A 21,841-nucleotide genomic window follows, 5' to 3' on the forward strand; every position below is an offset into this window, starting at 1 on the left:
GTCGTACGCGCAGTCAGTGGGCCGCCGGATGAGCGGTCCACCACCAGGTCTGGATCGAATGCGCGAACATGCGACGCACCCTACCCCATGTCCGAGGAGCGTACGCGGTGTCTCAATTGCTGGGCATGGGTCAGGACGCCCGACACGACCCCGTAATGTTGAGGTCGTGACCGTGAACGCTAAGACCAGCGCGAGTGCTGGCAACACCTGGCGAGACCTGCCCGCGGCGCAGCAGCCCGAGTACCCCGACACCGAGGCTCTGCGCGCAGTCGTTGCGGACCTCGAGTCGTATCCGCCGCTCGTCTTCGCGGGCGAGTGCGACCAGCTGCGCGCCCGGATGGCGTCCGTCGCCAAGGGAGAGGCGTTCCTCCTCCAGGGCGGCGACTGCGCCGAGGCCTTCGACGCCGTATCGGCCGACCACATCCGCAACAAGCTGAAGACGCTGCTCCAGATGGGCGCCGTGCTCACGTACGCCGCGTCCGTGCCCGTGGTGAAGGTCGGCCGCATCGCCGGCCAGTACTCCAAGCCGCGCTCCAAGGGCACCGAGACCCGCGACGGCGTGACCCTGCCGACCTACCGCGGCGACTCGGTCAACGGCTTCGACTTCAACGAGGCCGCCCGCATCCCGGACCCCGAGCGCCTGAAGCGGATGTACCACGCGTCCGCCTCCACGCTGAACCTGGTGCGCGCCTTCACCACCGGCGGCTACGCCGACCTGCGCCAGGTGCACGCCTGGAACCAGGACTTCGTGAAGTCGTCCCCCTCGGGACAGCGCTACGAGCAGCTGGCGCGCGAGATCGACAACGCGCTGAACTTCATGCACGCCTGCGGGGCCGACCCGGAGGAGTTCAAGACCGTCGAGTTCTACGCCTCGCACGAGGCGCTGCTGCTCGACTACGAGTCCGCCCTGACCCGGGTCGACTCGCGCACCGGGCAGCTGTACGACGTCTCCGGGCACATGGTGTGGATCGGCGAGCGCACCCGGCAGCTGGACCACGCGCATGTCGAGTTCGCCTCGAAGATCCGCAACCCGATCGGCATCAAGCTGGGCCCGACGACCACGGCCGAGGACGCGCTGCAGTACATCGAGCGCCTCGACCCGGAGCGTGAGCCGGGCCGGCTGACCTTCATCGTCCGCATGGGCGCCGACAAGGTCCGGGACAAGCTCCCCGAGCTGGTCGAGAAGGTCACCGCCTCGGGCGCCACCGTGGCCTGGGTGACCGACCCGATGCACGGCAATACCTTCGAGGCGGCCTCCGGGCACAAGACCCGCCGCTTCGACGACGTGCTCGACGAGGTCAAGGGCTTCTTCGAGGTCCACAAGGCGCTCGGCACCCACCCGGGCGGCATCCACGTGGAGCTGACCGGCGACGACGTCACCGAGTGCGTGGGCGGCGGCGACGAGATCTTCGTCGACGATCTGCACCAGCGCTACGAGACGGCCTGCGACCCGCGGCTCAACCGCAGCCAATCGCTCGACCTGGCGTTCCTCGTGGCCGAGATGTACAGGGACCAGTAACGGGATCGCCTGTTACCCGGACATGGACTGGGGCGCGGATCACACGATCCGCGCCCCTCTCCACTTTTGTGGCTCCGACCCGGCGGGTAAGGTTAGGTTAGCCTCACCGATCAACGGGACGGCGCCGAGAGAACGAACCTGCCGGGAGGTGAGCCGCGTGTACATCTGCAGTTGCTTCGGGATCACCGAGCAGCAGGTCAAACAGCACGCGGACAGCGGCGCCTGCACCCCCCGCCAGATAGCCTCCGCCTGCAAGGCGGGCACGGACTGCGGGTCGTGCGTCCGTCGTATCCAGGCGCTCCTCGGCAGGGGAGCCTGCCCTCGCCGGGACATGGCCGACCGGGGGGAACCGGTGCTCTCGGACCTGTCGGATCTGGAGGACGCCGCCTAGGAGGCGGGCCCTAGCTCGGCTGCTCGATCTGCTGCGCGAGGTACAGCGCCTCGCCGAGCTTCTCGATGAGTTCCAGTTGCGTGTCCAGATAGTCGATGTGGTGTTCCTCGTCCTCGAGGATCGACTCGAAGAGGTTCGCGGACGTGATGTCGCCCTTGGTGCGCATCACCTCGATGCCCCGCTTGAGACGGTCGATCGCCTCGACCTCGACCTGCCGGTCGGCCTGGAACATCTCGGTGACCGTCTGGCCCACCCGGACATGGAAGAGCCGCTGGTAGTTGGGCAGGCCGTCCAGCATGAGGATGCGCTCGGTGATCTTGTCCGCGTGCTTCATCTCATCGATGGACTCTTCACGCGTGTACTTGGCGAGCTTGGTCCAGCCTTTGTTGTCCTGGATCCGGTAGTGCAGCCAGTACTGGTTGATCGCCGTCAGCTCGCCGGTCAACTGCTCGTTCAGGAATTCGAGGACCTCGGGGTCGCCCTGCATCGCAGAGGCTCCTTCCACGCGTAAGAACTGGCAGGTTGCGCCGCATGATTCCACCGCGGAAGAAGATCGTCCAGTAAGTCTTCACTTAGTAAGTAAGGGCATGCTTAGTTCTTAATGTCCCGATTTGGAATGGCCCGGGTCAGGGGCATGACCCGAGGTCTGTCAGGATGGACACATGGGTCAGCCGGTGGGACGTGAATCGGGAGAAGGGCGCGATCCAGCGGGAGCGACGCAGCCCGGGCTTCCGCCGGGACAGCGATTGCAGCGCGGCTGGCCGGTCACGCACTACGGGCCCGTCCCCAAGTTCCGGCCCGAGCGCTGGGAGTTCAGGGTCTTCGGCGCCACCGCCGACGGCGGCAAGCACTGCTGGACCCACGAGGAGTTCACGGCCCTGCCGTACACCACGGTCGTGGCCGATCTGCACTGCGTCACGAAGTTCAGCATGCTGGGCGCCGAGTGGGGCGGGGTCCCCGCGCGCACCATCCTCGACATCGCTCCGCCCGCGGACGACGTCACCCATGTGATGGTGTGGGCCGAGTACGGCTTCAGCTCCAACCTCCGGCTGTCCGACTTCGCCTCCGAGCAGGCCCTGTTCGCCACCCACAAGGACGGCGAACTCCTCACCGCCGAGCACGGCTTCCCGCTGCGCCTGATCGTGCCCCACCTGTACGCCTGGAAGGGCCCCAAGTGGGTGCGCGGCGTGGAGTACATGACCGCCGACCGGCGCGGTTTCTGGGAGGAGCGCGGCTACCACAACCTCGGCGACCCGTGGCAGGAGCAGCGCTACTCGTACCAGGAGGAGCCCGGGGACGGCCCCGACCTCTGACCCGAGGCCGTCCAGGCCGTCAGCAGTCGCGCAGCTTCTTCAGCCGCTCCACGTCCGCCGCGTGCCCTTCCTTGCCGCCCGGCGTCTCGATGATCAGCGGCACGCCCTCGGTCGCGGGGTGCGTCATCAGGGCCCGGAACGGGTCCTCGCCGATGTGGCCCACGCCGATGTTCTCGTGCCGGTCCTTGTGCGCGCCCACCACGTCCTTGGAGTCGTTGGCGTGGATCAGCTTCAGCCGGCCCTCGCCGACCGTGTCCACCAGCAGGTCCAGCGTCTGGTGCATGCCGCTCGGGCCGGTCAGGTCGTGCCCCGCGGCGAAGATGTGGCAGGTGTCCAGGCACACGCCGAGCATCGGGTGGGCGTCCAGCGCCTCGAAGTACGGGCCGAAGTCCCAGGTCCGCGAGCACAGCGAGGCACCCTGGCCGGCGGTCGACTCCAGCAGCAGATACGGGTCGTCGTCGTGGGTCAGCTCGTCGAGCAGCGGCAGCAGCCGCTCCCGCACCTGCTTCAGCGCCACGGACCGCTCCCGGCCGCCGGTCGCGCTGCCGGTGTGCACGACCACGCCCAGCGCCCCGATCTCCCGCCCGCGGCGCAGCGAGTGCCGCAGCGACTCCACCGACTTCTCCACGGTCGCCTCGGTGTGCGAGCCGAAGTTGATCAGGTAGGGGGCGTGCACGTACGCCGGGATCGACTCGGCCTCGCAGGCCGCGCGGAACGCCTCGTCCTGCTGTGGGTTCCCGGTCGGTGTGGCCCAGCCGCGCGGGTTGGCGACGAAGACCTGGACGGTCTCCGCCCTCAGATCACGGGCGTACGACAGACCGACGGAGTGCAGCCCACCGGCCACGGGGACATGGCCGCCCACCGGGTTGCGGGAGGGGCCGGACAGCTGATTGTTCACCCGTTCAGGGTGTCATGCGGCCGGCCCCGCTCCGTCCACGGGCTCCCGGCCCGCGCTCGTCACCTGATCTTGATGGTGATCGTCGAACCCTTGGGCGCCGTCTCGCCGCCCTCGACGGACTGTCCCTTGACCTCGTCGCCGAACAGGCCGAGCAGACCACGGTCCTCGTCGACCTGGAACCCGGCGCTCTCCAGCGCTTGCGTGGCGTCGTCGACGTTCTGGCCGACCACGTCCGGCACCTCGATCATCTCGGGGCCCTTGGAGAGCGTCAGCGTCACCGTGTCGCCCTCCGCCGCACGGCCGCCGGGATTCGGGCTCTGCTTGACGACCTGGCCCTTGTCGAACTCGGAGGAGTTGACCCGCTCGGTGGCGACCTTCACCTTGAGCCCGGCGTCCTGCAGCTGCGCCCGGGCGTCGGCCTCGTCCGCGCCGCTGACGTCGGGGATGTCGATGGGGCTGCCCTTGCTGACGACGAGCGCGACGGCCGTGCCCGCGCGCACCTTCGTGCCGTCGGCGGGCCGCGCGGAGATCACCGAGCCCTTCGGCACGTCCTCGCTGAACTCCCGGGTGACCATGCCCGGCTCAAGACCGTCCTCCTTCAGCTGGGCCCGCGCCTTGACCAGCGTCTGGCCCTCCAGGGCGGGCACCCGCACGGTCTCGGGGCCGTCGGAGACGGTGATGCTCACCGAGTCGCTGCCGCGGATGCGCGCCCCGGGCTTCGGGTCGGAGCTGATGATCTGGCCCCGCTCCACGGTGTCGCTGTAGGCGTGCTCGACCTTGCCGAGATCGAGCCCGGCGTCCTCCAGCCGGCTCTCGGCCTGGGACTGGGTCTTGGCCAGCAGCGGGGGGACCTCGGTGAACTGGCCCGAGTTGATGTACCAGATGCCGGCGCCGAGGCCCAGTACGAGCAGCACGGCGACGACGATCGCCAGCGGGCCGCGCCGGGACCCCGGGCGGCGCCGGGACGGCGGGGGTGGCGGGGACTCGAAACGGCTGGTGCGGTTGAGCGCCGCCTCGGACGTCTCGTCGTCCTCGTTGACCGGCAGCGGGCGCACCACGGTCAGCGCGCGCGGGATCACGCTCGTACGGTCGTCGGCGCCGTCGTGATCCGCGGTGAGCGCCTGCGGCGGCACCAGGTCCAGCTGCTCCGTGCTCAGCCCGGCGCGCCCGTCGCGAACGTGGGCGAGCAGCGCCACCGCGTCGTGCGGGCGGACGTCCGGGGTGCGGGCGGTCGCCGAGGCCACCATCTCGTCCAGCTCGTAGGCCAGACCGGGCACGGCGGCCGACGGCGGCGGGACGTCCTCGTGCAGGTGCTTGTACAGGATCACGGCCGGGGAGTCCCCGTCGTGCGGCTTGTCGCCGGTCAGCATCTCGTACAGCATCACGCCGCACGCGTACACGTCGACGCGGGGGTCCGCGGTGCCGTTCTCTATCTGCTCGGGCGCGAGGTACGCGACAGTTCCGAGCACGGTCCCTGTGGTGTTCGTCACCGTGTCCACGGCCCGGACGAGTCCGAAGTCGGCGACCTTCACCCGGCCGTCGTCCCCTATGAGGACGTTCTCGGGCTTCATGTCCCGGTGCACGAATCCGGCGCGGTGGGCGGCGCCCAGCGCGGCCAGCACCGGCTCCAGGATGTCCAGGGCGGCGCGCGGCTGCAGGGCCCCGCGCTCGCGCAGCACGTCCCGCAGGGTGCAGCCCGCGACGTACTCCATGGCGAGATAGACGTACGAGCCGTCGGTGCCCTGGTCGAATACCTGCACCACGTTCGGATGGGCCAGCCGGGCGACGGACTTCGCCTCGCGGATGAACCGCTCGACGAACGAGCCGTCGACGGCGAGCGAGGGGTGCATCACCTTGAGCGCGAGAACGCGGTCCAGCCGGGTGTCCACAGCCCGGTAGACCGTCGCCATCCCGCCGACGGCGATGCGCGCGTCGATGCGATACCGGCCGTCGAGCACCTGCCCGACCAAGGGGTCCTGAAGGGTCGTGTCCACGCAGGCGAGTGTACGAGCCACGACCGACAGCCCGCCGCCCCGTCCGCTCTCGGGCCCGGTACTGCGACTGACCTGTGACGTGTAAGCCGGCGCCTACTGGAAAGCGGGGCGCTCCGGATCCAGCGCGGCCCTTCCCTCCGTCGGGGACGACGCCTCCGCGAAATGCCGCCGCGGGATGCGCCCGGCCCGGTACGCCAGCCGCCCCGCCTCCACGGCATGCCGCATCGCGTCGGCCATCAGGACCGGCTCCTGCGCCCGTGTCACCGCCGAGGCGAGCATCACACCCGCGCAGCCCAGCTCCATCGCCAGCGCCGCGTCCGACGCCGTACCCGCCCCGGCGTCCAGGATCACCGGCACGCGCGCGTGCTCGGTGATCAGCTGGAAGTTGTGCGGGTTGCGGATGCCGAGCCCGGAGCCGATCGGCGAGCCGAGCGGCATGATCGCCGCGCAGCCGGCGTCCTCCAGCCTGCGGGCCAGCACGGGGTCGTCATTGGTGTACGGCAGCACCGTGAACCCGTCGTCGACCAGCGTCTCGGCCGCCTCCAGCGTCTCGATCGGGTCCGGCAGCAGCGTGCGCTCGTCGGCGATGACCTCCAGCTTGACCAGGTCGGTGCCGAGGGCCTCGCGCGCGAGACGGGCCGTGAGGACGGCCTCTCCGGCGGTGAAACAGCCCGCCGTGTTGGGCAGCACCCGGATGCCGAGCCGGTCCAGGACGGACAGCACGGAACCGTGCACCGAGGGGTTCACCCGGCGCATCGCGACCGTCGTCAGCTCCGTCCCGGACGCGACGAGCGAACGCTCCAGCACGTCGAGGCTGGGTGCCCCGCCCGTACCCATGATCAGGCGGGACGTGAAGGACGTACCACCGAGGACAAACGGATCGTCGGCCATGGTCAGCCTCCTTGGACGGCGGTGAGGACTTCCACGCGGTCTCCCTCTGCCAGGGGAGTGGACGGCCACTGCGCGCGCGGGACGACGGTTTCGTTGAGGGCGGCGGCCACTCCGGAGGGCGATGCGGTGAGCGACCTCACGACGGTGTCGAGAGCCGTGCCGGGCCGGACGTCCCGGGGCTCCCCGTTGACGGAGATGTTCATACGGGCTGCTCCGTGAGTGCGGTGGCGGTACTGAAGCGCTTCGGGGTGAAGGGACGGGCCTCCTCGGGGAGTTCGCCCGTCGCCAGGACGTGCGCCATGGCGTCGCCGGTCACCGGTGTGAGCAGGACACCGTTGCGGTAGTGCCCGGTGGCCAGCAGCAGTCCCTCGAGGCCGGTCGGGCCGAGCAGCGGCGCGTTGTCGGGGGACCCGGGCCGCAGCCCGGCCCGGGTCTCGGTGAACGGCAGCTCGGTGACGCCCGGGACCAGCTCGTGCGCGTCGCGCAGCAGCTCGTACACGCCGCCCGCGGTCACGGTGGTGTCCCAGCCCAGTTCCTCGCTGGTCGCCCCGATGACCAGCTCGCCGCTCTCGCGCGGCACCAGATAGACATGGCTGCCGCGCACGACCGCGCGCACGGTCCGGCTCAGGAAGGGCCCGTGCCGCTCCGGCATGGCCAGCCGTACGACCTGCCCCTTCACCGGCCGCACGGGCGGCAGCACGTCCTCCGGGACGCCCGCGAGCCGCCCGCTGAGGCTGCCCCCGGCCAGCACCACCTGCCCGGCGTCCAGCGCGGTCCCGTCGGCCGTGACGACACCCGCGGCCCGGTCCTGTACGACGGTGAGCCGCTCCGCCCACGCCCGGTGGAAGACCACGCCCGCCCGCTCGCACGCCGTCACGAGCGCCCCGGACAGCCGCCGCGGGTCGATCTGGTGGTCGCCGTCGACCCGCAGCCCGCCGCGCACGCCCGGCGCGAGCATCGGCTCCAGGCGACGGCACTCCCGCCCCGACAGCCACTGCGACTCCAGACCGGACTGCTGCTGCAGGGCGTGCAGTTCACGCAGATGGGCCCGGTCGTCGGCGTCCAGGGCCACGGCGAGCGTGCCGCAGCGGCGGTAGCCGAGGTCATGGCCCGTGAGGTCGGTGAGCTCGGCCGCGAAGTCCGGATAGCGCCGGGCGGAGGCGAGGTTCAGCCCGAGCAGGGTCTGCTCTCCGTAGTGCAGTTCCGTGACGGCGGCCAGCATGCCGGCCGCCACCTGAGCGGCCCCGCCGCCCGGCTCGGGATCCACCACGGCCGTGGCCAGCCCGCGTTGTGCGGCCCGCCACGCGGTGACCAGGCCGATGATGCCGCCCCCGATGACGAGGACGTCTGACGTTCGCGTGCGCGACATGGGCGTCCAGCCCCTCCCTTCGCCGGCATGACCCGGATCAGGTTCGTACGGTCGGAGGCCGCCAGCCTCCCTCTCAGCCCGGTGCGTCCGGGCTCCCGCGAGTGCTCTAGGTTGGCCACCCTAGCCCGATGCCGTATGTCGCAGTAAGGGAGCCTCCGTCCATGGCCCGATCCCTCGACGGTCTTCTCCTCGCCCCGGTCGCCGACCAGGCGCCGGGCCAGGTGGGGACCCGCACCCGGTTCACGTACCACGAGAAGGACGGCGAGATCTGGGCCGAGTACACCGGCGGCGACGTCGTACGCGGGCATCTCGTGGGTACCCGGGAAGGTGACCGGCTGGACTTCCGCTACGTACAGCTCAAGGAGGACGGAACCACGTCCTCGGGGCACTGTGTGTCGACGGTCGTGGAGCTGCCCGACGGGCGGGTGCGGCTGGACGAGACGTGGGAATGGGAGTCCCAGCGGGGCAGCGGGACGAGCGTTGTGGAGCAGGTCACTGCGCATGAGCACTGACTGACAGAACGTCAGGTGTCTATGGTGATCAGGTGAGCGAGCAGACACAGGAACCAGGTCCGTCGGCGCCCCGGCGCGTGGTCGTGGCGGGTGCGGGCATGGCCGGTGTGCAGACCGCGGTCGCCCTGCGGGAGCAGGGATTCACCGGCACCGTGATCCTCATCGGCGCCGAACCCCACCAGCCGTATGACCGGCCCCCGTTGTCCAAGGCCGTCCTGCTCGGCAAGGCCGAGGGCTCCGCCTTCGACCTCGACTTCGAGGCCCTCGGCATCGAACTGCGACTCGGCTGCGAGGTGCTGGGCCTGCGCCCCGGCGATCACGAGCTGGACACCGAGGACGGGCCCGTGCCGTACGACGCCCTCGTCGTCGCGACCGGCGCCGAACCGATCCGGCTGCCCGGCGCGGAGGGCGTGCCGGGCGTGCATCTGCTGCGCACCCTGGACGACGCCGAGCGGCTGCGGCCCGTGCTGGCCCGCAAGCACGACATCGTGGTCGTCGGCGCGGGCTGGATCGGCGCGGAGTTCGCCACGGCCGCGCGCGAGGCGGGCTGCGCGGTGACCGTCGTGGAGGCCGCCGAACGGCCGCTCGCCGGGGCCCTGCCCGCCGAGGTCGCGGCCCCGATGGCCGGCTGGTACGCCGACGCGGGGGCGGTGCTGCGCACCCACGCGCGCGTGGAGCGCGTCGAGCCCGGGGCGGTGCTCCTCGACGACGGCACGCGGCTGCCGGCGGGCGCGGTCGTGGTCGGCATCGGCGCCCGCCCCGCGACGGCGTGGCTGGCCGGCTCCGGAGTGGAACTCGGTGCCCAGGGCGAGATCGTGTCCGACCAGCACCTGCGCACGTCGGTGCCGGACGTGTACGCGGTCGGCGACTGCGCCTCCTTCCCCTCGGGGAGGTACGGCGAGCGCCTGCTGGTGCACCACTGGGACAACGCCCTCCAGGGGCCGCGCACGGTGGCCCTGAACATCGTCGGCCGCGCCTCGGGGGAGGCTCCGGCTGTGTACGACCCGGTGCCGTACTTCTGGTCCGAGCAGTTCGGGCGGTTCGTGCAGTACGCCGGGCACCACGCGGGGGCCGACACGACCCTGTGGCGGGGCGACCCGGCCGGGCCGGCCTGGACGGTGTGCTGGCTTCGCGGTGACCGGCTGGTCGCGTTGCTGGCGGTGGGCCGCCCCCGGGACCTGGCGCAGGGGCGTCGCCTGATCGAGTCGGGCGCCGCCATGAATCCGGTGCTGCTGGAGGACCCGGCCAGGCCGCTGAAGGCGGCGACGGCGTAGCCGCCGGGGAGCGGGTGGCCGGCCCGGGCGGGCCGGGCCGACTTCCGACTGTCAGTGGGGGATGGCAGGCTGGTTCCGTGACCGAGATTGACGCAAAGATCGATGCTCTCGTCCCCGCCTGGCTCACCCTCCCCGACATCGCCGAACAGTTCGATGTCGAGGTGACGCGTGTGCGGCAGCTGGTCAAGGACGGCCAGCTCATCGCCGTACGCCGAGGTGAGAACCGCGCGCTGCACGTCCCCGCCGCCTTCATCGACGGGGACAAGGTCGTCAAGGGCCTGTCCGGGACCTTGACGCTCCTGCGGGACGACGGCTTCACGGACGAGGAGATGCTGGAGTGGCTCTTCACCCCCGACCCGAGCCTGCCCGGCACCCCCGCGCAGGCACTGAGTGAGAATCGCGGCACGGAGGTGAAGCGCCGCGCCCAGGCGCTCGCGGTCTGACCCGGCCTCGACGGAACAACCGTCCGGTGCCGTGCGAGCGGGGCCGGACCTGAACACCTGCCCGGAGTACGGGCCGCGGCTCGCGGGGCCGCGGCCCCGGGGTGGCTCGCGCCCGGTTCGGGCGTGGGCCGCCGGGGCGGGCGGTTCCGGACCCCTGCCGGGGGCCTTGGGCTGCCCGGCCCGGGGCGGGTCTCCGCGGACCGTCAGGGCTGGGCTGCGGCCCGGTCCGGGTGACGGACCCGGGACCCGCCCGGGGCTCGCCGCGGTCCCCGAGGGCAGCGACCGACAGCGGGCCGCCGCCCGCACCTCGTCGGCAGAGTGGCCTGGCAGCCGCCCTGCCGGCACCGGCACGGGGCGCTCCGGCGCCCTGGTCGCGCCCCGTACGCCAAGGCGCTTCGGCCGCCCGCCCGGCCCGGACGCCGACACGGGCGCCTGGGCCCGGGATTCCACCGGCTCGGAGGCGTCTCGCACCCGTACGCCACTGCCACTGCCACTGCCACCGCCACCGGCGCGGGTGCCCGCACCCGTACGCCACCGACACCCAGAGGGACACGCATGCCCGCCACCGCCGCCACCACCGCACGGGCTCAGCTCGCCGACGCCCGGGTCTACCTCTGCACCGACGCCCGCAAGCGGCAGGGCGACCTCGTGGAGTTCCTCGACGCCGTGCTGGCCGGCGGGGTCGACATCGTGCAGTTGCGGGACAAGGGCATGGAGGCGGGCGAGGAGCTGGAGCAGCTGGCCGTCTTCGCCGACGCCTGCGCCCGGCACGGGAAGCTGCTCGCGGTCAACGACCGCGCGGACGTCGCCCACGCCGCCGGCTCCGACGTCCTGCACCTCGGCCAGGGCGACCTCCCGGTCCCGGCGGCCCGCGCGATCCTCGGCGACGACGTCCTGATCGGCCGGTCCACGCACGCCGAGTCCGAGGCCGCCGCGGCCGCCGCACAGGACGGCGTGGACTACTTCTGCACCGGCCCCTGCTGGCCCACCCCCACCAAGCCCGGCCGCCACGCCCCCGGCCTGGACCTCGTCCGGTACACCGCCGCCCTGGGCACCGAGCGCCCCTGGTTCGCCATCGGCGGCATCGACCTCGGCAACCTCGACCAGGTCCTGGAAGCGGGCGCCCGGCGCGTCGTCGTCGTACGGGCGATCACCGAGGCCGACGACCCGGGCGAGGCGGCGGCCGAGTTCGCGAAGAGGCTGCGGGAGAAGTAGTACGCCGGTTGGGCTGGATGTCCAAGGCGTGGACAACAAGTACACAAATCGGTCAAATATCGATGCCCGGTTGGGGGACCGACCGCCCCTGGCTAACCTGCCGGTATGGCCCTCGGCACCGCATCCATCAGGTCGGACCACGCACGCACCGTCCGCGACATGCTCGCGTCAGGCAAGACGACGTACTCGTTCGAGTTCTACGCGCCCAAGACCCCGAAGGGCGAGCGGAATCTCTGGAACGCGCTGCGCCGGGTCGAGGCGGTGGCGCCCGACTTCGTGTCCGTGACCTACGGAGCGGGCGGTTCCACCCGTGCGGGCACGGTCAAGGCGACCGAGGCGATCGCCTCCGACACCACCCTCACCCCGATCGCGCACCTCACGGCCGTCGACCACTCCGTCGCCGACCTGCGCAACATCATCGGCCAGTACGCCGACGCCGGGATCCGCAACATGCTCGCCCTGCGCGGCGACCCGCCCGGCGACCCGATGGGCGACTGGGTGCCGCACCCCCGCGGCCTGGCCTACGCCGCCGAGCTCGTCGAGCTGATCAAGGCGTCCGGCGACTTCTGCGTGGGCGTCGCCGCCTTCCCGGCGATGCACCCGCGCTCCAGCGACTGGGACACCGACGTCCGCCACTTCGTCGACAAGTGCCGCGCGGGCGCGGACTACGCGATCACGCAGATGTTCTTCCAGCCGGAGGACTATCTGCAGCTGCGTGACCGGGTCGCGGCCGCCGGCTGCGACACCCCGGTCATCCCCGAGATCATGCCGATCACCAGCGTGAAGTCGCTGGCGCGGATCCCGTCCCTCACCAACGCCGCGTTCCCGGACGCCCTGAAAGAGCGGATCCTCACAGCAAAAGACGATCCGGCCGCTGTACGCTCCATTGGGATCGAATTCGCCACGGAGTTCTGTGCGCGGCTGCTCGCCGAGGGCGTGCCCGGCTTGCACTTCATCACGCTCAACAACTCCACGGCGACCCTGGAAATCTACGAGAACCTGGGCCTGCACCACTCACCGCAGGCCTAGACCGTTCGCACCGGTATACGACACACTGCGTAGCGGCCACTGGGAGAGGGGCGTACATGGGCTGGGCGGTCCTCTACATCGCGTTCGGCGTCGTCGCGCTGTGGCTGCTGGGCGAGGTGCTGCTGCAGTACAAGGCGCGGCTGCGCTGGCGGCTGCTCGCCTTCGGCGGCTTCCTCGGCGTCGTCGTCGGTGTCCTGATCCCGTCGGTCGTCGTGATCGGACTGGGCGCGGCGGCCTTCGCGGTCGGGCAGACCTACGTCACCCTGTCGTTCCGCAGCGGCTTCGCGGCCGGCTGGGCGATGAACGCCCCGATGCTGGGCGGCAGCAAGCGCCGCCGCGGTGAGCGCGGCCGCCAGGAGCCGACCCTCGAGGTCTCCGGCATGGAGGCGGCGGGCAGCGGCTACGGCGACGAGGGCGGCGACTACCGCCGCGACTCCGCCTCCTACGGCCAGGGCGACGACTACGACCGCGACGACGTCTTCACCCCCGCGCGCCCGGTCCAGCCGACGGCCGCCGAGACCACCGCGGTCTACGAGCCGCAGCCCATCCCGGACGACACCGGCTCCTACGGCGTCTACGGCGACACCGGCTACCAGCAGGGCTCACCCCACGACCAGTACGCCGCCACGGCCCAGGGCACCGACCAGTCCTACGCCTACGACTACTCGGGCTACGGCCAGCAGCAGGGCTACGACGCCACCGGCCAGCAGCAGTACGCCGCCTACTCCGACCCGTACATCGGCAACGGGACCTACGGCGGCGGGACCTCGTACGACACCGGCTACGGCGACCAGCAGTACTACGGCCAGCAGCAGGGCTACGGCCAGGACCAGTACGCCGGCACCTACGGCGGCGAGACCCCGCCCGGCGGTGTGTGGGTCCCGCAGCAGCGCACCGACGAGTACGGGCAGGAACTGCCGCCGGAGCAGCCGTACCCCTACCAGGGCAACGGGCAGCAGCCGCAGGGCAACGGCTTCGACGAGCAGTACCGTTTCTGAAGCCTGAATCCCGCCGGGGGCGGCGGGCTCACTGGGAGCCCCGGAACCCCGGCCCCTCCACGATCAGTCCCGCGACCAGCGCGCCCGACATGCCCGCGTGCGGCAGTCCGCCGCCGGGGTGCGCCCAGCCGCCGACGGTGAACAGGCCGGGCACGCGCGTGCTGTTGGACGGGTGCAGCAGTCGCCCGTCGGCCGCCGCCAGTGCCTGCACCGGCACCGCCCCGCCCTCCGCGCCGGTCTCCTCGGCGATGTCGGCCGGGGTACGCACCTCGTGCCAGAGGAGCCGGTCGCGCAGGTCCGGTATGGCACGTTCGGCGACACTGATCATGGTGTCGGCGAGGTCGTCGTAGACCTCGTGGGGCTTGTGGGGTTCGTCGGGCCGGGCGGGCACCACCGTCGTGAGGGTGACCGCCTCGTGATCCCGGTCCGGAACCAGCGCGGGGTCGTCGGGCCGCAGGACCGTGACCGTGGGCTGCGTGTTCGCCGCAGCCGTGCCGAACAGGGCGTCCAACTCGGCCTCCCGGTCCGCCGCGTGCACCACCGTGCGGTGCGCCGTGCCCTCGGGGCGGGCGCCGCGCAGGCCCAGCAGCACCGTGAGCCGACTGGCCGACGCGGGCTGCGGCGGCACCTCGCCGTCGCCCCGCGGCGCGGTCCCGGCCGTCAGCCGGTCCAGGGTGCCGGGCGTGACCCCGGCGACCACGAAGTCCGCCTCCGCGACCGTCCCGTCGGCGAGTTCCACCCCCGACGCCCGCCCGTCCTTCTCCAGCACGCCGGTCACGTCGGCGCCGAAGCGGAACTCGACCTTTCTGGCCACGCATCGCTCGTACACCGCCCGCGCCAGCTCGCGCAGGCCTCCGCGCACGTACCAGACGCCGAAGGCGTGCTCCATGTACGGCAGTACGGCCGCGCTCGCCGGGGTGGTCCGGGGGTCCAGGCCCTGGGTGAGGGCGTGGCCCTCCAGGAGGGCGGCGAGCCGGGGGTCGCGCAGCTCCCAGGCGCCGATCTCGGCGAGGGTGCCGGCCCGGCGGGTGCGCAGCAGCCGCTTGTGGGGCACCGCCGGGTAGGGCTCGCGCTCGGCCAGCACCTGCCAGTTCGGCCACAGCGGCTCCTCCAGGAGCGGGCGGCGGGTCCGGTCCCAGGCCTCGCGGGCCCGGACCAGGAAGTCGCCCCACCGGTTCCCGGTGCCCGGGCCGAGGCCCTCGTCCAGGGCGGTGACGACACCCGCGCGCGAGGCGTTCGGCAGCGACACCCGGGTGCCGTCCGCGAACACGTGCCGGGACGAGGGGTCGACCTGGACCAGGTCGACGCACGCCTCCAGCGGCTCCTTGCCGGTCTTGACGAACAGATCGCGATAGACGGCCGGCAGCGGGAGCAGGCCGGGGCCCGTGTCGAAGGAGAACCCGTCGCGCTCGAAGCGGCGCAGCGCTCCGCCGTACGTGTCCGTCCGCTCGTACACCACCACCCGGTGGCCCGCGACGGCCAGCCGGGCGGCAGCCGCCAGCGCGCCCGTCCCGGCGCCGATCACCGCAATCCGTGCCATGCCGAGGACTCTATCCGCCCCCACTGACAGCGCCTTCTGGTGCCGCGTGCGCAGGGCTGAGTACCCGTACCTAGTGGGGGAGTTGAGTACGCGCGCGGATGGGGGAGGGCCGGCGGGGACGAGAGAGTGGAGGCACGGAAAGGGGCACGGCTCCGGCACCGGCGACACGGGGCGCCGGAACGGGGCCGGCCCGCGATCCGCTCCTTCCGCCGACCGAGTCGGCGGGAGCGAGGCACGGGGGAGAACCGGGGGACGACCGAACGGGGGTCCTGCGGGGGACGCACGGGGGAGCAGGAAAACGGGGGAGCAGGGAAGGCGCCGGTTCGAGGTGGCCCGCGGGGGACGCGGCCACAGCGGACCGGCGCTTTCACGTGTGCGCCGGCCGTCTCCTCAGCGGCAGCCGCTCACCCTCCCCTGGAGCAGCCGGGACAGGGCCGCGTGCACATCGTCCAGGGAGCGCTCCGCCTGGAAGGACTTCCAGTCGAGCGCGGCCACCAGGACCATTCCGACCAGCGCGGACGCCGTCAGCGGGACGTCGATCTCCTCGCTGAACTCGCCGCCCGCCACGCCCTCGCGCAGGACGTCCTCCACGACCGCGACGGCCTGCTGCCTGACCACCATCAGCGTGGACTGCCAGGTCCGGTTGGTGCGCCACAGCTCGGCCACGTAGAGCTGGGTGAAGGCCGGGTAGCGGTCGATGAAGACCAGGCCCGCGCGGATCATCGCGTCCAGCGCGTCGACCTTGCTGCCGCCCTCCCGGGCGGTGCGCTCGGCCGCCTCCTTGAGCGAGGCGGTGAGGAGGCCCACTCCGTGCCGCAGCAGTTCCTCGAAGAGGACGGACTTGCTCGCGAAGTTGTAGTAGACCGTGCCCTTCGCGACACCGGCACGCTCGGCGATCTCGTCCACGGTCGTGGCGGAGAAGCCCTGCTCGGCGATGAGCGTGACGGCCGCCTCGTAGAGCTTCTGCCGGGTGGCCTCGCGGCGTGTGCTGCCGCCCGACGTTGCACTGCTGCTTTCCATGGCCCTGATTGTCACAGGAACCTTTGAGTGAGAGGTGCCGGTAGGGCTCACAGGCTCAGCTCCGGGTGCAGCCGGTCCAGCGTCCACACCTGGCGGCGCCGGGCCGCCACGGCGGTCAGCGCGAGGGCGCCGGCGGTGAACGCCGTCAGCACCACGCACGCGTGCCACACCGGTTCCATACCGCCGCCCGTGATGAGCCTCCTGAGGGCCTCCACGACGTAGCTCATCGGCAGGAAGGGGTGGAGCGCGTTGAAGAAGCCGGGGCTGGTCTGCACGGGGTACGTGCCCCCCGCCGAGGTCAGCTGGAGCATCAGCACGGCGAGGACGAGGATCCGGCCCGCCGCCCCGAAGCGCGCGTTCAGCCACTGCACGATCGACGCGAAGCACGCCGTCACCAGGAACAGGAAGCCCACCGTCCCGGCCGCCCGCGCCATCTCCAGCCCGACCGCCCAGTGCAGCACCGACATCAGGGCGACCGTCTGGAGCACCCCGATCGCCACCACCGGCAGCCAGCCGGACAGCGCGATCCGCCACGCCGAGGCGCCCGCGGCGAGCGCGCGCCGGTTCATCGGCGCGATCAGCATGTACGCCACCATCGCGCCCACCCACAGCGACAGCGGGATGAAGTACGGGGCGAAGCCGGTGCCGTAGTTGGGCGCCTTGTGCAGGTCCTGGGAGGCGAGCCGCACGGGGTCGGCCATGACCTCGGTGCGCTGTTCGCGGTCCTGCTTGTCGTAGTCGGGGATCTGCTCGGCCCCGTCGTGCAGTCCGCCGGCGAGCTTCCCGGAGCCGCCGACGAGCTTGTAGATGCCGCCGTTGAGGTCGACCGCGCCGGTCTTCAGATCGCCGACGCCCTTGTCCAGGTCGGTCGCGCCGGTCTTGGCCGAGCGGATCCCCTGGTGCAGCTTCTTCGCGCCCTTGGCGACCTCGCCCGCCCCGTCGTTCAGCTTGTTGATCTTCTTGACGGCGTCGGCGAGGTCCTCCGAGAGATGCGGCGCGCGGTCGGCGAGGGCCTGGGACTGCTTCTGCAGGGTGGCGAGGTGCTTGTCGAGCTTGGTCAGATCGCCCTTCTGGTCCGCGATCAGCGTGTCGAGGTCACCGGCGATGCCGGCCACGTCGGCGGCCGCGTCCTTGGCCTTCTTCAGGTCGGCGCAGGCGGCGTCGGGCAGCACGGGGTCGTCGCAGCGCCTGGCGTAGGTGCCGTTCAGCGTGTCCGACGCCGAACGGGCCTCCTTGGCGGCGGCAGGGGCCCGCTCCGCCAGGGTGTCCAGGTGCTTGCGGACCGCGCCGGAGGTGTCGGCCACGAACTGGGCCGTGTCGCCGATGGTCTTCTCGTTGCCCTTGAGGAAGGGGCCCACCTTGCCGGCGTTCGTGTTGACCTTGTCGGCGAGGCGCTGGGTGCCTTCCGCGACCTGCTTCGTGCCGTACGCCACGTCGCCCCCGCCCTTGTCGAGCTTCTTCAGGCCCGCGGACAGCTTCCCGCTGCCGTCCTTGGCGTCCTTCAGGCCGTCGGCGAGATCCTTGGAGCCCTTCTCGGCCCTCCCGATGCCGCCCTTGAGCTTGTCGGCGCCCTTCGCGGCCTTCACGGTCTCGCCGTGGATGTCGGAGAACGACACGAAGATCTTGTCCAGGAAGGACCGCGACGTCTTGGTGGACGCGGCCTGGCGCACCTCGCTGAACACCGACCGGGAGATCTGCCCGACGATGTAGTTGTTCGCGTCGTTGGTGCGCACCTGGAGGGCACCGGTCTCCGGGGACTTCCCTGAGCTGGAGGCGATCCGCTCGCTGAAGTCGCCGGGCATGGTGAGCGACAGGTAGTAGGTGCCGTCCTCGACGCCCTCGCGGGCCTCGGCGGCGCTCACCTCGCGCCAGTCGAAGGTCTTGCTGTCGCGCAGCTTCTCCGTGATGTCGTCGCCCGCCGTGACCTTCTTCCCGTCGGCGGTCGCCCCCTTGTCGTCGTTCACGAGCGCCACGGGGATACGGTCCAGCCGGCCGTACGGGTCCCAGAACGACCACAGGTACAGCGCGCCGTACAGCAACGGCAGCACGAGCAGCGCGACCAGCGCCGCGCGCGGCAGCTTCCCCCGGCCGAAGCGGCGGAGCTCAAGCGCGGCCAGTCTCGGCGAGCGCATCGGCCTTCTCCTTGTCCTCGCTCTGATGGATGTCCTGCGGGGTGTCCTGAGAGGTGTCCTGCGGGGTGTCCTGCGAGGTTTCCTCAGGGGTGCTCTGCCGGGTGGACACCTTGACGGCGCCCTCGGGGGCCTCGCTGCACACCGCGACGACCGTCGTCCCGGCCTCGGCAAGGGACCTGAGCAGGGCCCAGACCTCGTCCCGCTCGCCGTCAGAGAGCTTGAGGTCGGTGTCGTCGACCCCGAGCAGCCGCGGCCGGGCCACGAGGGCCAGGGCGACCGACAGCCGCAGCGCCTCAAGCCGCTCCAGATCGCGTACGGCGGTCCGGGGACCCTTGGGCAGCGCCTCCAGGTCCAGTCCGGCCGCGGTCAGCGCGGCGTCGACACGCAGCCTCGCCTCGGCCGCCCGCTCGCCGCGGGGCCGCAGCAGCCCGCGCAGGGAGTCGCCGAACCGCCGGTGGAGCAGGGCCCGTTCGCGCAGGTGCTCGCCGACGGTGAGCGCCGGTTCGAGGTCGGTGACCCCGGGCACGTGGGCCAGGGCGCTGACACGGCGCACCGCCGACAGCTGCTTCGGAAGTCCGGCGTCGCCGACGGCCGCGGTGCCCTCCGTGATCTTCATCCGTCCCGTCAGCCCGAGCAGCAGACACGTACGGCCGGACCCGGACGGGCCCTCGACCGCGATGAGTGATCCCGGCTCGGCGTCGAAGGACATCCCGCGGAACGCCCACCCGCGCGGCCCCTTGATCCCAAGGCCCTCGGCGGCGACCCGCACCCCTCCCGTTTGTTCCCCCACGGGGCTCCCCTGAATGTGAGCATGAATTTGAACTGACTGGTCAGTGCAAAAACTACTCCGAACCCACGATCGAAGCAAAACCGCAGGTCAGAACGGATTGTCAGTGCCATACCTCACGATGGGTCACATACGGCACTCCGTGGGAGGAGCCGCCGTCACACGACGACAGGAGGTTCGTCATGGCCAGCTATCACGCAGCAGCCGCCCGCCGGCGCCGCGCCACCGGCCCTGCCCCCTCACTGACCGGCCCCGCGAGCGACGTACACCCCGTGCTCCGCCGGGCCACGGCCCCGCCCGCCGCCCTCGACCTGCTCGCCCAGGCCCGCTCCGGCCTCGAGGAGGCCACCGCCCTGGACACCCCGAACGAGCGCTACGCGACGGCCCATCTCGCCGCCCTCCGCACCGCCGCCGCCGTCCTCGCCGCCCGGGGGAGGCCCGAGACCTCGACCCGGGCCCGGACCAAGATCCGGAGCGCCTGGGAAGTGCTCCCCGAGATAGCACCCGAACTGACCGAGTGGAGCGCGCTGTTCGCCGCGGGCGCCCGGCGCCGGGCCCGCGCCGAGGCGGGCATCCAGGGCGCGGCGAGCGTCCGTGACGCCGACGACCTGATACGGGACGTGTCGATGTTCCTTCGCCTCGTCGAGCGCATGCTGGTCCTCCAGCCGGTCCTCCCGCAGCCGCGCCCGGACCAGGATCGGGACCGGGACCGGGGCCGGCCGGAGGATCCCGGCGCGGAGAGGGGCATGCCGGACGTCGGCTGACCGGCCGGCGGCGCCCCGGATCCGCCCGGCCGGCACCGCCTCCGGTCCAGGGCGGGACCGCTCATGCGGGCCGCCGTGTCCGAGGCAATAGGGTGGGAGACGCCTGAAGTCTTCCCTCCCCGCAGCCGGGGCCGGGGGAGGCACCCCGTTCGCTCCGCCGCGCAAGAGGCGGTGCCGCGCCGAGGAGTCAACTGCCGTGTCGGACCCGATGCGCCCACCCGTCTCCCCTCACCACGCTGAACCGGCGTCGTCGCGCTCCGGCCCTTCCCGGTCGCGTGCCTCACTGCGTACGGCCGTGGTCTGGGAGGTCGTCCAGGACGCCCTGGAACGCCGGGTCAAGGCCACGGGCCGGGAGTCGCTGGACGTCCTCGACACCGGAGGCGGCAGCGGCAACTTCGCGGTGCCCGCCGCCCGGCTCGGGCACCGGGTCACCGTCGTCGACCCCAGCCCCAACGCGCTGTTCGCCCTGGAGCGCCGTGCCGCCGAGGCCGACGTCGCCGACCGGGTGAAGGGCGTGCAGGGCGACGCCCACGGCCTCTTCGACGTGGCCGAGCGCGGCGGCTACGACGTGGTGCTGTGCCACGGCGTCCTGGAGTACGTGGACGACCCCGCCGAGGGCGTCCGCAACGCGGTGGCCGCCCTGCGCCCGGAGGGCGTCCTGAGCCTGCTTGCCGCCGGTCTCGGGGGTGCCGTGCTCGCGCGCGCCCTCGCCGGTCACTTCAAGGAGGCCAAGCAGGCGCTCGACGACCCGAACGGCCGATGGGGCACGGGTGACCCCGTCCCGCGCCGCTTCACCGCCGAGCAGCTCACGGGACTCGTCGAGGGCGCGGGCCTGCGGGTCGGCGCCGTGCACGGCGTGCGGGTCTTCGCCGACCTCGTGCCCGGCGTCCTCGTGGACACCGAGCCCGGAGCCCTGGAAGCGCTGCTGAAGCTGGAGGAGGCCGCGGCCGAACTGTCGGCCTTCCACTCGGTGGCCACGCAGCTGCATGTGCTGGGTGAGACCGGCGGGGCCGCTGGTGCCAGTGGGACCGGCGAGACCGGTGGGGCAGCCGAGGACTGAGCCGCTTCGTGAGGTACCACCCCTGATCAGCACCTTGACTGTGCATGGAGTACGCCACAGGCCCCCCGAATGGGGGCTAGGCGCCGTATGATCGAGGGAGACCGTTCCGGCATGACGGGTCGGCCGCCGGGGAATGGAAGCCTCAGCGAGCCGGGACGTCCATGGCGGGTTCCGGTTGGTCAGTTGGCGCAGAGGGGCGGGTTTCACGGGGGCGATTCCCTGCCTATCCTGAAGAGACCCCCCGGGTCGCCCCGGCGACTGCACGATGAGGAGGACTCCGTGCCGCTCTCGGAGCACGAGCAGCGCATGCTCGAGCAGATGGAGCGAGCGCTGTACGCCGAAGATCCCAAGTTCGCGACGGCGCTCGAGGGAAGCGGGCTGCGTACGTACACCCGGCGACGGGTCTACCAGGCGGTCGCGGGCTTCCTCGTAGGTATTGCGCTCCTCATGGCCGGTATGGTCGCCAAGCAGGTCTGGCTCAGCGTCGTGGGCTTCCTCGTCATGCTGGGCTGTGCGGTGCTCGCCGTGACCGGCTGGCGCAAGGCCCCCAAGCCGGGCGAACAGGCGGCAGGCGCCGCCGGACCGCAAGCCCGCCGCCAGGGCGGCCGGCAACGCCGCTCCATGATGGACCGCATCGAGCAGCGCTGGCAGAAGCGCCGCGACGAACAGGGCGGCCACTAGTCCCCACCGGT

General features: G+C 71.9%; 23 protein-coding genes and 1 riboswitch. Of the genes, 12 read left to right on the forward strand and 11 right to left on the reverse strand.

The features are described from left to right. Positions 1–13 precede the first annotated feature (13 nt). Complete coding sequence (locus ACFT4A_RS26110) at positions 14–70, reverse strand: trp operon leader peptide (protein WP_082319877.1); 57 nt, start codon at positions 68–70, stop codon at positions 14–16. Between the two features lie 96 nt (positions 71–166). Here ACFT4A_RS26110 and ACFT4A_RS26115 point away from each other — a divergent pair, with 96 nt between their 5' ends. Both ACFT4A_RS26115 and ACFT4A_RS26120 read left to right on the forward strand, forming a co-directional pair. Continuing rightward, a complete protein-coding gene (locus tag ACFT4A_RS26115; protein ID WP_382834125.1) occupies positions 167–1,519 on the forward strand; it encodes a class II 3-deoxy-7-phosphoheptulonate synthase in 1,353 nt (450 codons plus the stop codon). Between the two features lie 148 nt (positions 1,520–1,667). Next, on the forward strand, positions 1,668–1,910 hold the full coding sequence (locus ACFT4A_RS26120) for a bacterioferritin-associated ferredoxin (RefSeq protein ID WP_251057968.1): 243 nt from the start codon (positions 1,668–1,670) through the stop codon (positions 1,908–1,910). Between the two features lie 10 nt (positions 1,911–1,920). On the opposite strand, the gene bfr is transcribed toward ACFT4A_RS26120, so the two are convergent. Next, positions 1,921–2,397, reverse strand: coding sequence for a bacterioferritin (bfr, locus tag ACFT4A_RS26125; protein WP_215122005.1), 477 nt, complete (start codon positions 2,395–2,397; stop codon positions 1,921–1,923). A 175-nt stretch (positions 2,398–2,572) separates the two neighbouring features. On the opposite strand from bfr, the gene ACFT4A_RS26130 reads away from it, so the two are divergent. Beyond that, entirely contained in the window at positions 2,573–3,223 is a 651-nt protein-coding gene (locus tag ACFT4A_RS26130) for a sulfite oxidase-like oxidoreductase (RefSeq protein WP_382834129.1), read from the forward strand. Between the two features lie 19 nt (positions 3,224–3,242). Here the strand turns inward: ACFT4A_RS26130 and ACFT4A_RS26135 are convergent, their stop codons facing one another. The 5 genes from ACFT4A_RS26135 to thiO form a co-directional block, all read right to left on the reverse strand. Next, positions 3,243–4,121: a deoxyribonuclease IV gene (locus ACFT4A_RS26135; RefSeq protein ID WP_382834132.1), complete on the reverse strand. Its 879-nt coding sequence runs from the start codon at positions 4,119–4,121 to the stop codon at positions 3,243–3,245. Between the two features lie 59 nt (positions 4,122–4,180). Continuing rightward, a complete protein-coding gene (pknB, locus tag ACFT4A_RS26140; protein WP_382834135.1) occupies positions 4,181–6,115 on the reverse strand; it encodes a Stk1 family PASTA domain-containing Ser/Thr kinase in 1,935 nt (644 codons plus the stop codon). 93 nt (positions 6,116–6,208) lie between these two features. Then, a complete protein-coding gene (locus tag ACFT4A_RS26145) occupies positions 6,209–7,006 on the reverse strand; it encodes a thiazole synthase (protein ID WP_382834138.1) in 798 nt (265 codons plus the stop codon). 2 nt (positions 7,007–7,008) lie between these two features. Then, positions 7,009–7,209, reverse strand: a complete 201-nt coding sequence (thiS, locus tag ACFT4A_RS26150; RefSeq protein WP_059423245.1) for a sulfur carrier protein ThiS — start codon at positions 7,207–7,209, stop codon at positions 7,009–7,011. Next, positions 7,206–8,375: a glycine oxidase ThiO gene (gene thiO, locus ACFT4A_RS26155; RefSeq protein WP_382834141.1), complete on the reverse strand. Its 1,170-nt coding sequence runs from the start codon at positions 8,373–8,375 to the stop codon at positions 7,206–7,208. The genes thiS and thiO overlap by 4 nt, the downstream gene beginning before the upstream one ends. Further along, positions 8,373–8,484: riboswitch (TPP riboswitch) on the reverse strand. Its footprint overlaps the gene before it by 3 nt. 52 nt (positions 8,485–8,536) lie before the next feature. On the opposite strand from thiO, the gene ACFT4A_RS26160 reads away from it, so the two are divergent. The 6 genes from ACFT4A_RS26160 to ACFT4A_RS26185 all read left to right on the forward strand — a co-directional run bounded on the left by ACFT4A_RS26160 (position 8,537) and on the right by ACFT4A_RS26185 (position 13,846). Continuing rightward, positions 8,537–8,887, forward strand: coding sequence for a hypothetical protein (locus ACFT4A_RS26160; protein WP_382834144.1), 351 nt, complete (start codon positions 8,537–8,539; stop codon positions 8,885–8,887). A gap of 32 nt (positions 8,888–8,919) precedes the next feature. After that, a complete protein-coding gene (locus ACFT4A_RS26165) occupies positions 8,920–10,161 on the forward strand; it encodes an NAD(P)/FAD-dependent oxidoreductase (RefSeq protein ID WP_382834147.1) in 1,242 nt (413 codons plus the stop codon). A 77-nt stretch (positions 10,162–10,238) separates the two neighbouring features. Continuing rightward, positions 10,239–10,604 (forward strand): Rv2175c family DNA-binding protein, encoded by a 366-nt coding sequence (locus ACFT4A_RS26170; RefSeq protein WP_184596507.1) that lies wholly within the window; start codon positions 10,239–10,241, stop codon positions 10,602–10,604. A gap of 555 nt (positions 10,605–11,159) precedes the next feature. After that, positions 11,160–11,819: a thiamine phosphate synthase gene (gene thiE / locus ACFT4A_RS26175; protein ID WP_382834150.1), complete on the forward strand. Its 660-nt coding sequence runs from the start codon at positions 11,160–11,162 to the stop codon at positions 11,817–11,819. Between the two features lie 105 nt (positions 11,820–11,924). After that, complete coding sequence (gene metF, locus ACFT4A_RS26180; RefSeq protein ID WP_382834153.1) at positions 11,925–12,848, forward strand: methylenetetrahydrofolate reductase [NAD(P)H]; 924 nt, start codon at positions 11,925–11,927, stop codon at positions 12,846–12,848. A gap of 56 nt (positions 12,849–12,904) precedes the next feature. Further along, positions 12,905–13,846, forward strand: a complete 942-nt coding sequence (locus tag ACFT4A_RS26185) for a hypothetical protein (RefSeq protein WP_382834157.1) — start codon at positions 12,905–12,907, stop codon at positions 13,844–13,846. 28 nt (positions 13,847–13,874) lie between these two features. Here the strand turns inward: ACFT4A_RS26185 and ACFT4A_RS26190 are convergent, their stop codons facing one another. The 4 genes from ACFT4A_RS26190 to ACFT4A_RS26205 form a co-directional block, all read right to left on the reverse strand. Next, positions 13,875–15,386 carry a phytoene desaturase family protein gene (locus ACFT4A_RS26190; protein ID WP_382834160.1) on the reverse strand — a complete coding sequence of 504 codons (1,512 nt, stop codon included), beginning with the start codon at positions 15,384–15,386 and terminating at the stop codon, positions 13,875–13,877. A gap of 390 nt (positions 15,387–15,776) precedes the next feature. Next, entirely contained in the window at positions 15,777–16,406 is a 630-nt protein-coding gene (locus tag ACFT4A_RS26195; RefSeq protein ID WP_215122018.1) for a TetR/AcrR family transcriptional regulator, read from the reverse strand. Between the two features lie 47 nt (positions 16,407–16,453). Next, entirely contained in the window at positions 16,454–18,538 is a 2,085-nt protein-coding gene (locus ACFT4A_RS26200) for a YhgE/Pip family protein (protein WP_382834163.1), read from the reverse strand. Beyond that, the gene (locus ACFT4A_RS26205) at positions 18,510–19,328 is read right to left on the reverse strand and encodes an ATP-binding cassette domain-containing protein (protein ID WP_382834166.1); all 819 of its coding nucleotides are present in this window, start codon (positions 19,326–19,328) and stop codon (positions 18,510–18,512) included. The genes ACFT4A_RS26200 and ACFT4A_RS26205 overlap by 29 nt, the downstream gene beginning before the upstream one ends. Before the next feature lie 179 nt (positions 19,329–19,507). Here ACFT4A_RS26205 and ACFT4A_RS26210 point away from each other — a divergent pair, with 179 nt between their 5' ends. The 3 genes from ACFT4A_RS26210 to ACFT4A_RS26220 all read left to right on the forward strand — a co-directional run bounded on the left by ACFT4A_RS26210 (position 19,508) and on the right by ACFT4A_RS26220 (position 21,830). After that, a complete protein-coding gene (locus tag ACFT4A_RS26210; protein WP_382834169.1) occupies positions 19,508–20,089 on the forward strand; it encodes an SAV_6107 family HEPN domain-containing protein in 582 nt (193 codons plus the stop codon). Between the two features lie 196 nt (positions 20,090–20,285). Further along, entirely contained in the window at positions 20,286–21,149 is an 864-nt protein-coding gene (locus tag ACFT4A_RS26215) for a methyltransferase (protein ID WP_382834172.1), read from the forward strand. Positions 21,150–21,428: 279 nt separating this feature from the next. Continuing rightward, positions 21,429–21,830 (forward strand): DUF3040 domain-containing protein, encoded by a 402-nt coding sequence (locus ACFT4A_RS26220; protein ID WP_189729100.1) that lies wholly within the window; start codon positions 21,429–21,431, stop codon positions 21,828–21,830. Positions 21,831–21,841: the final 11 nt, after the last annotated feature.

The sequence above is a fragment of the Streptomyces sp. NPDC057099 genome (assembly GCF_042671245.1).
Taxonomy (GTDB): domain Bacteria; phylum Actinomycetota; class Actinomycetes; order Streptomycetales; family Streptomycetaceae; genus Streptomyces; species Streptomyces purpurascens.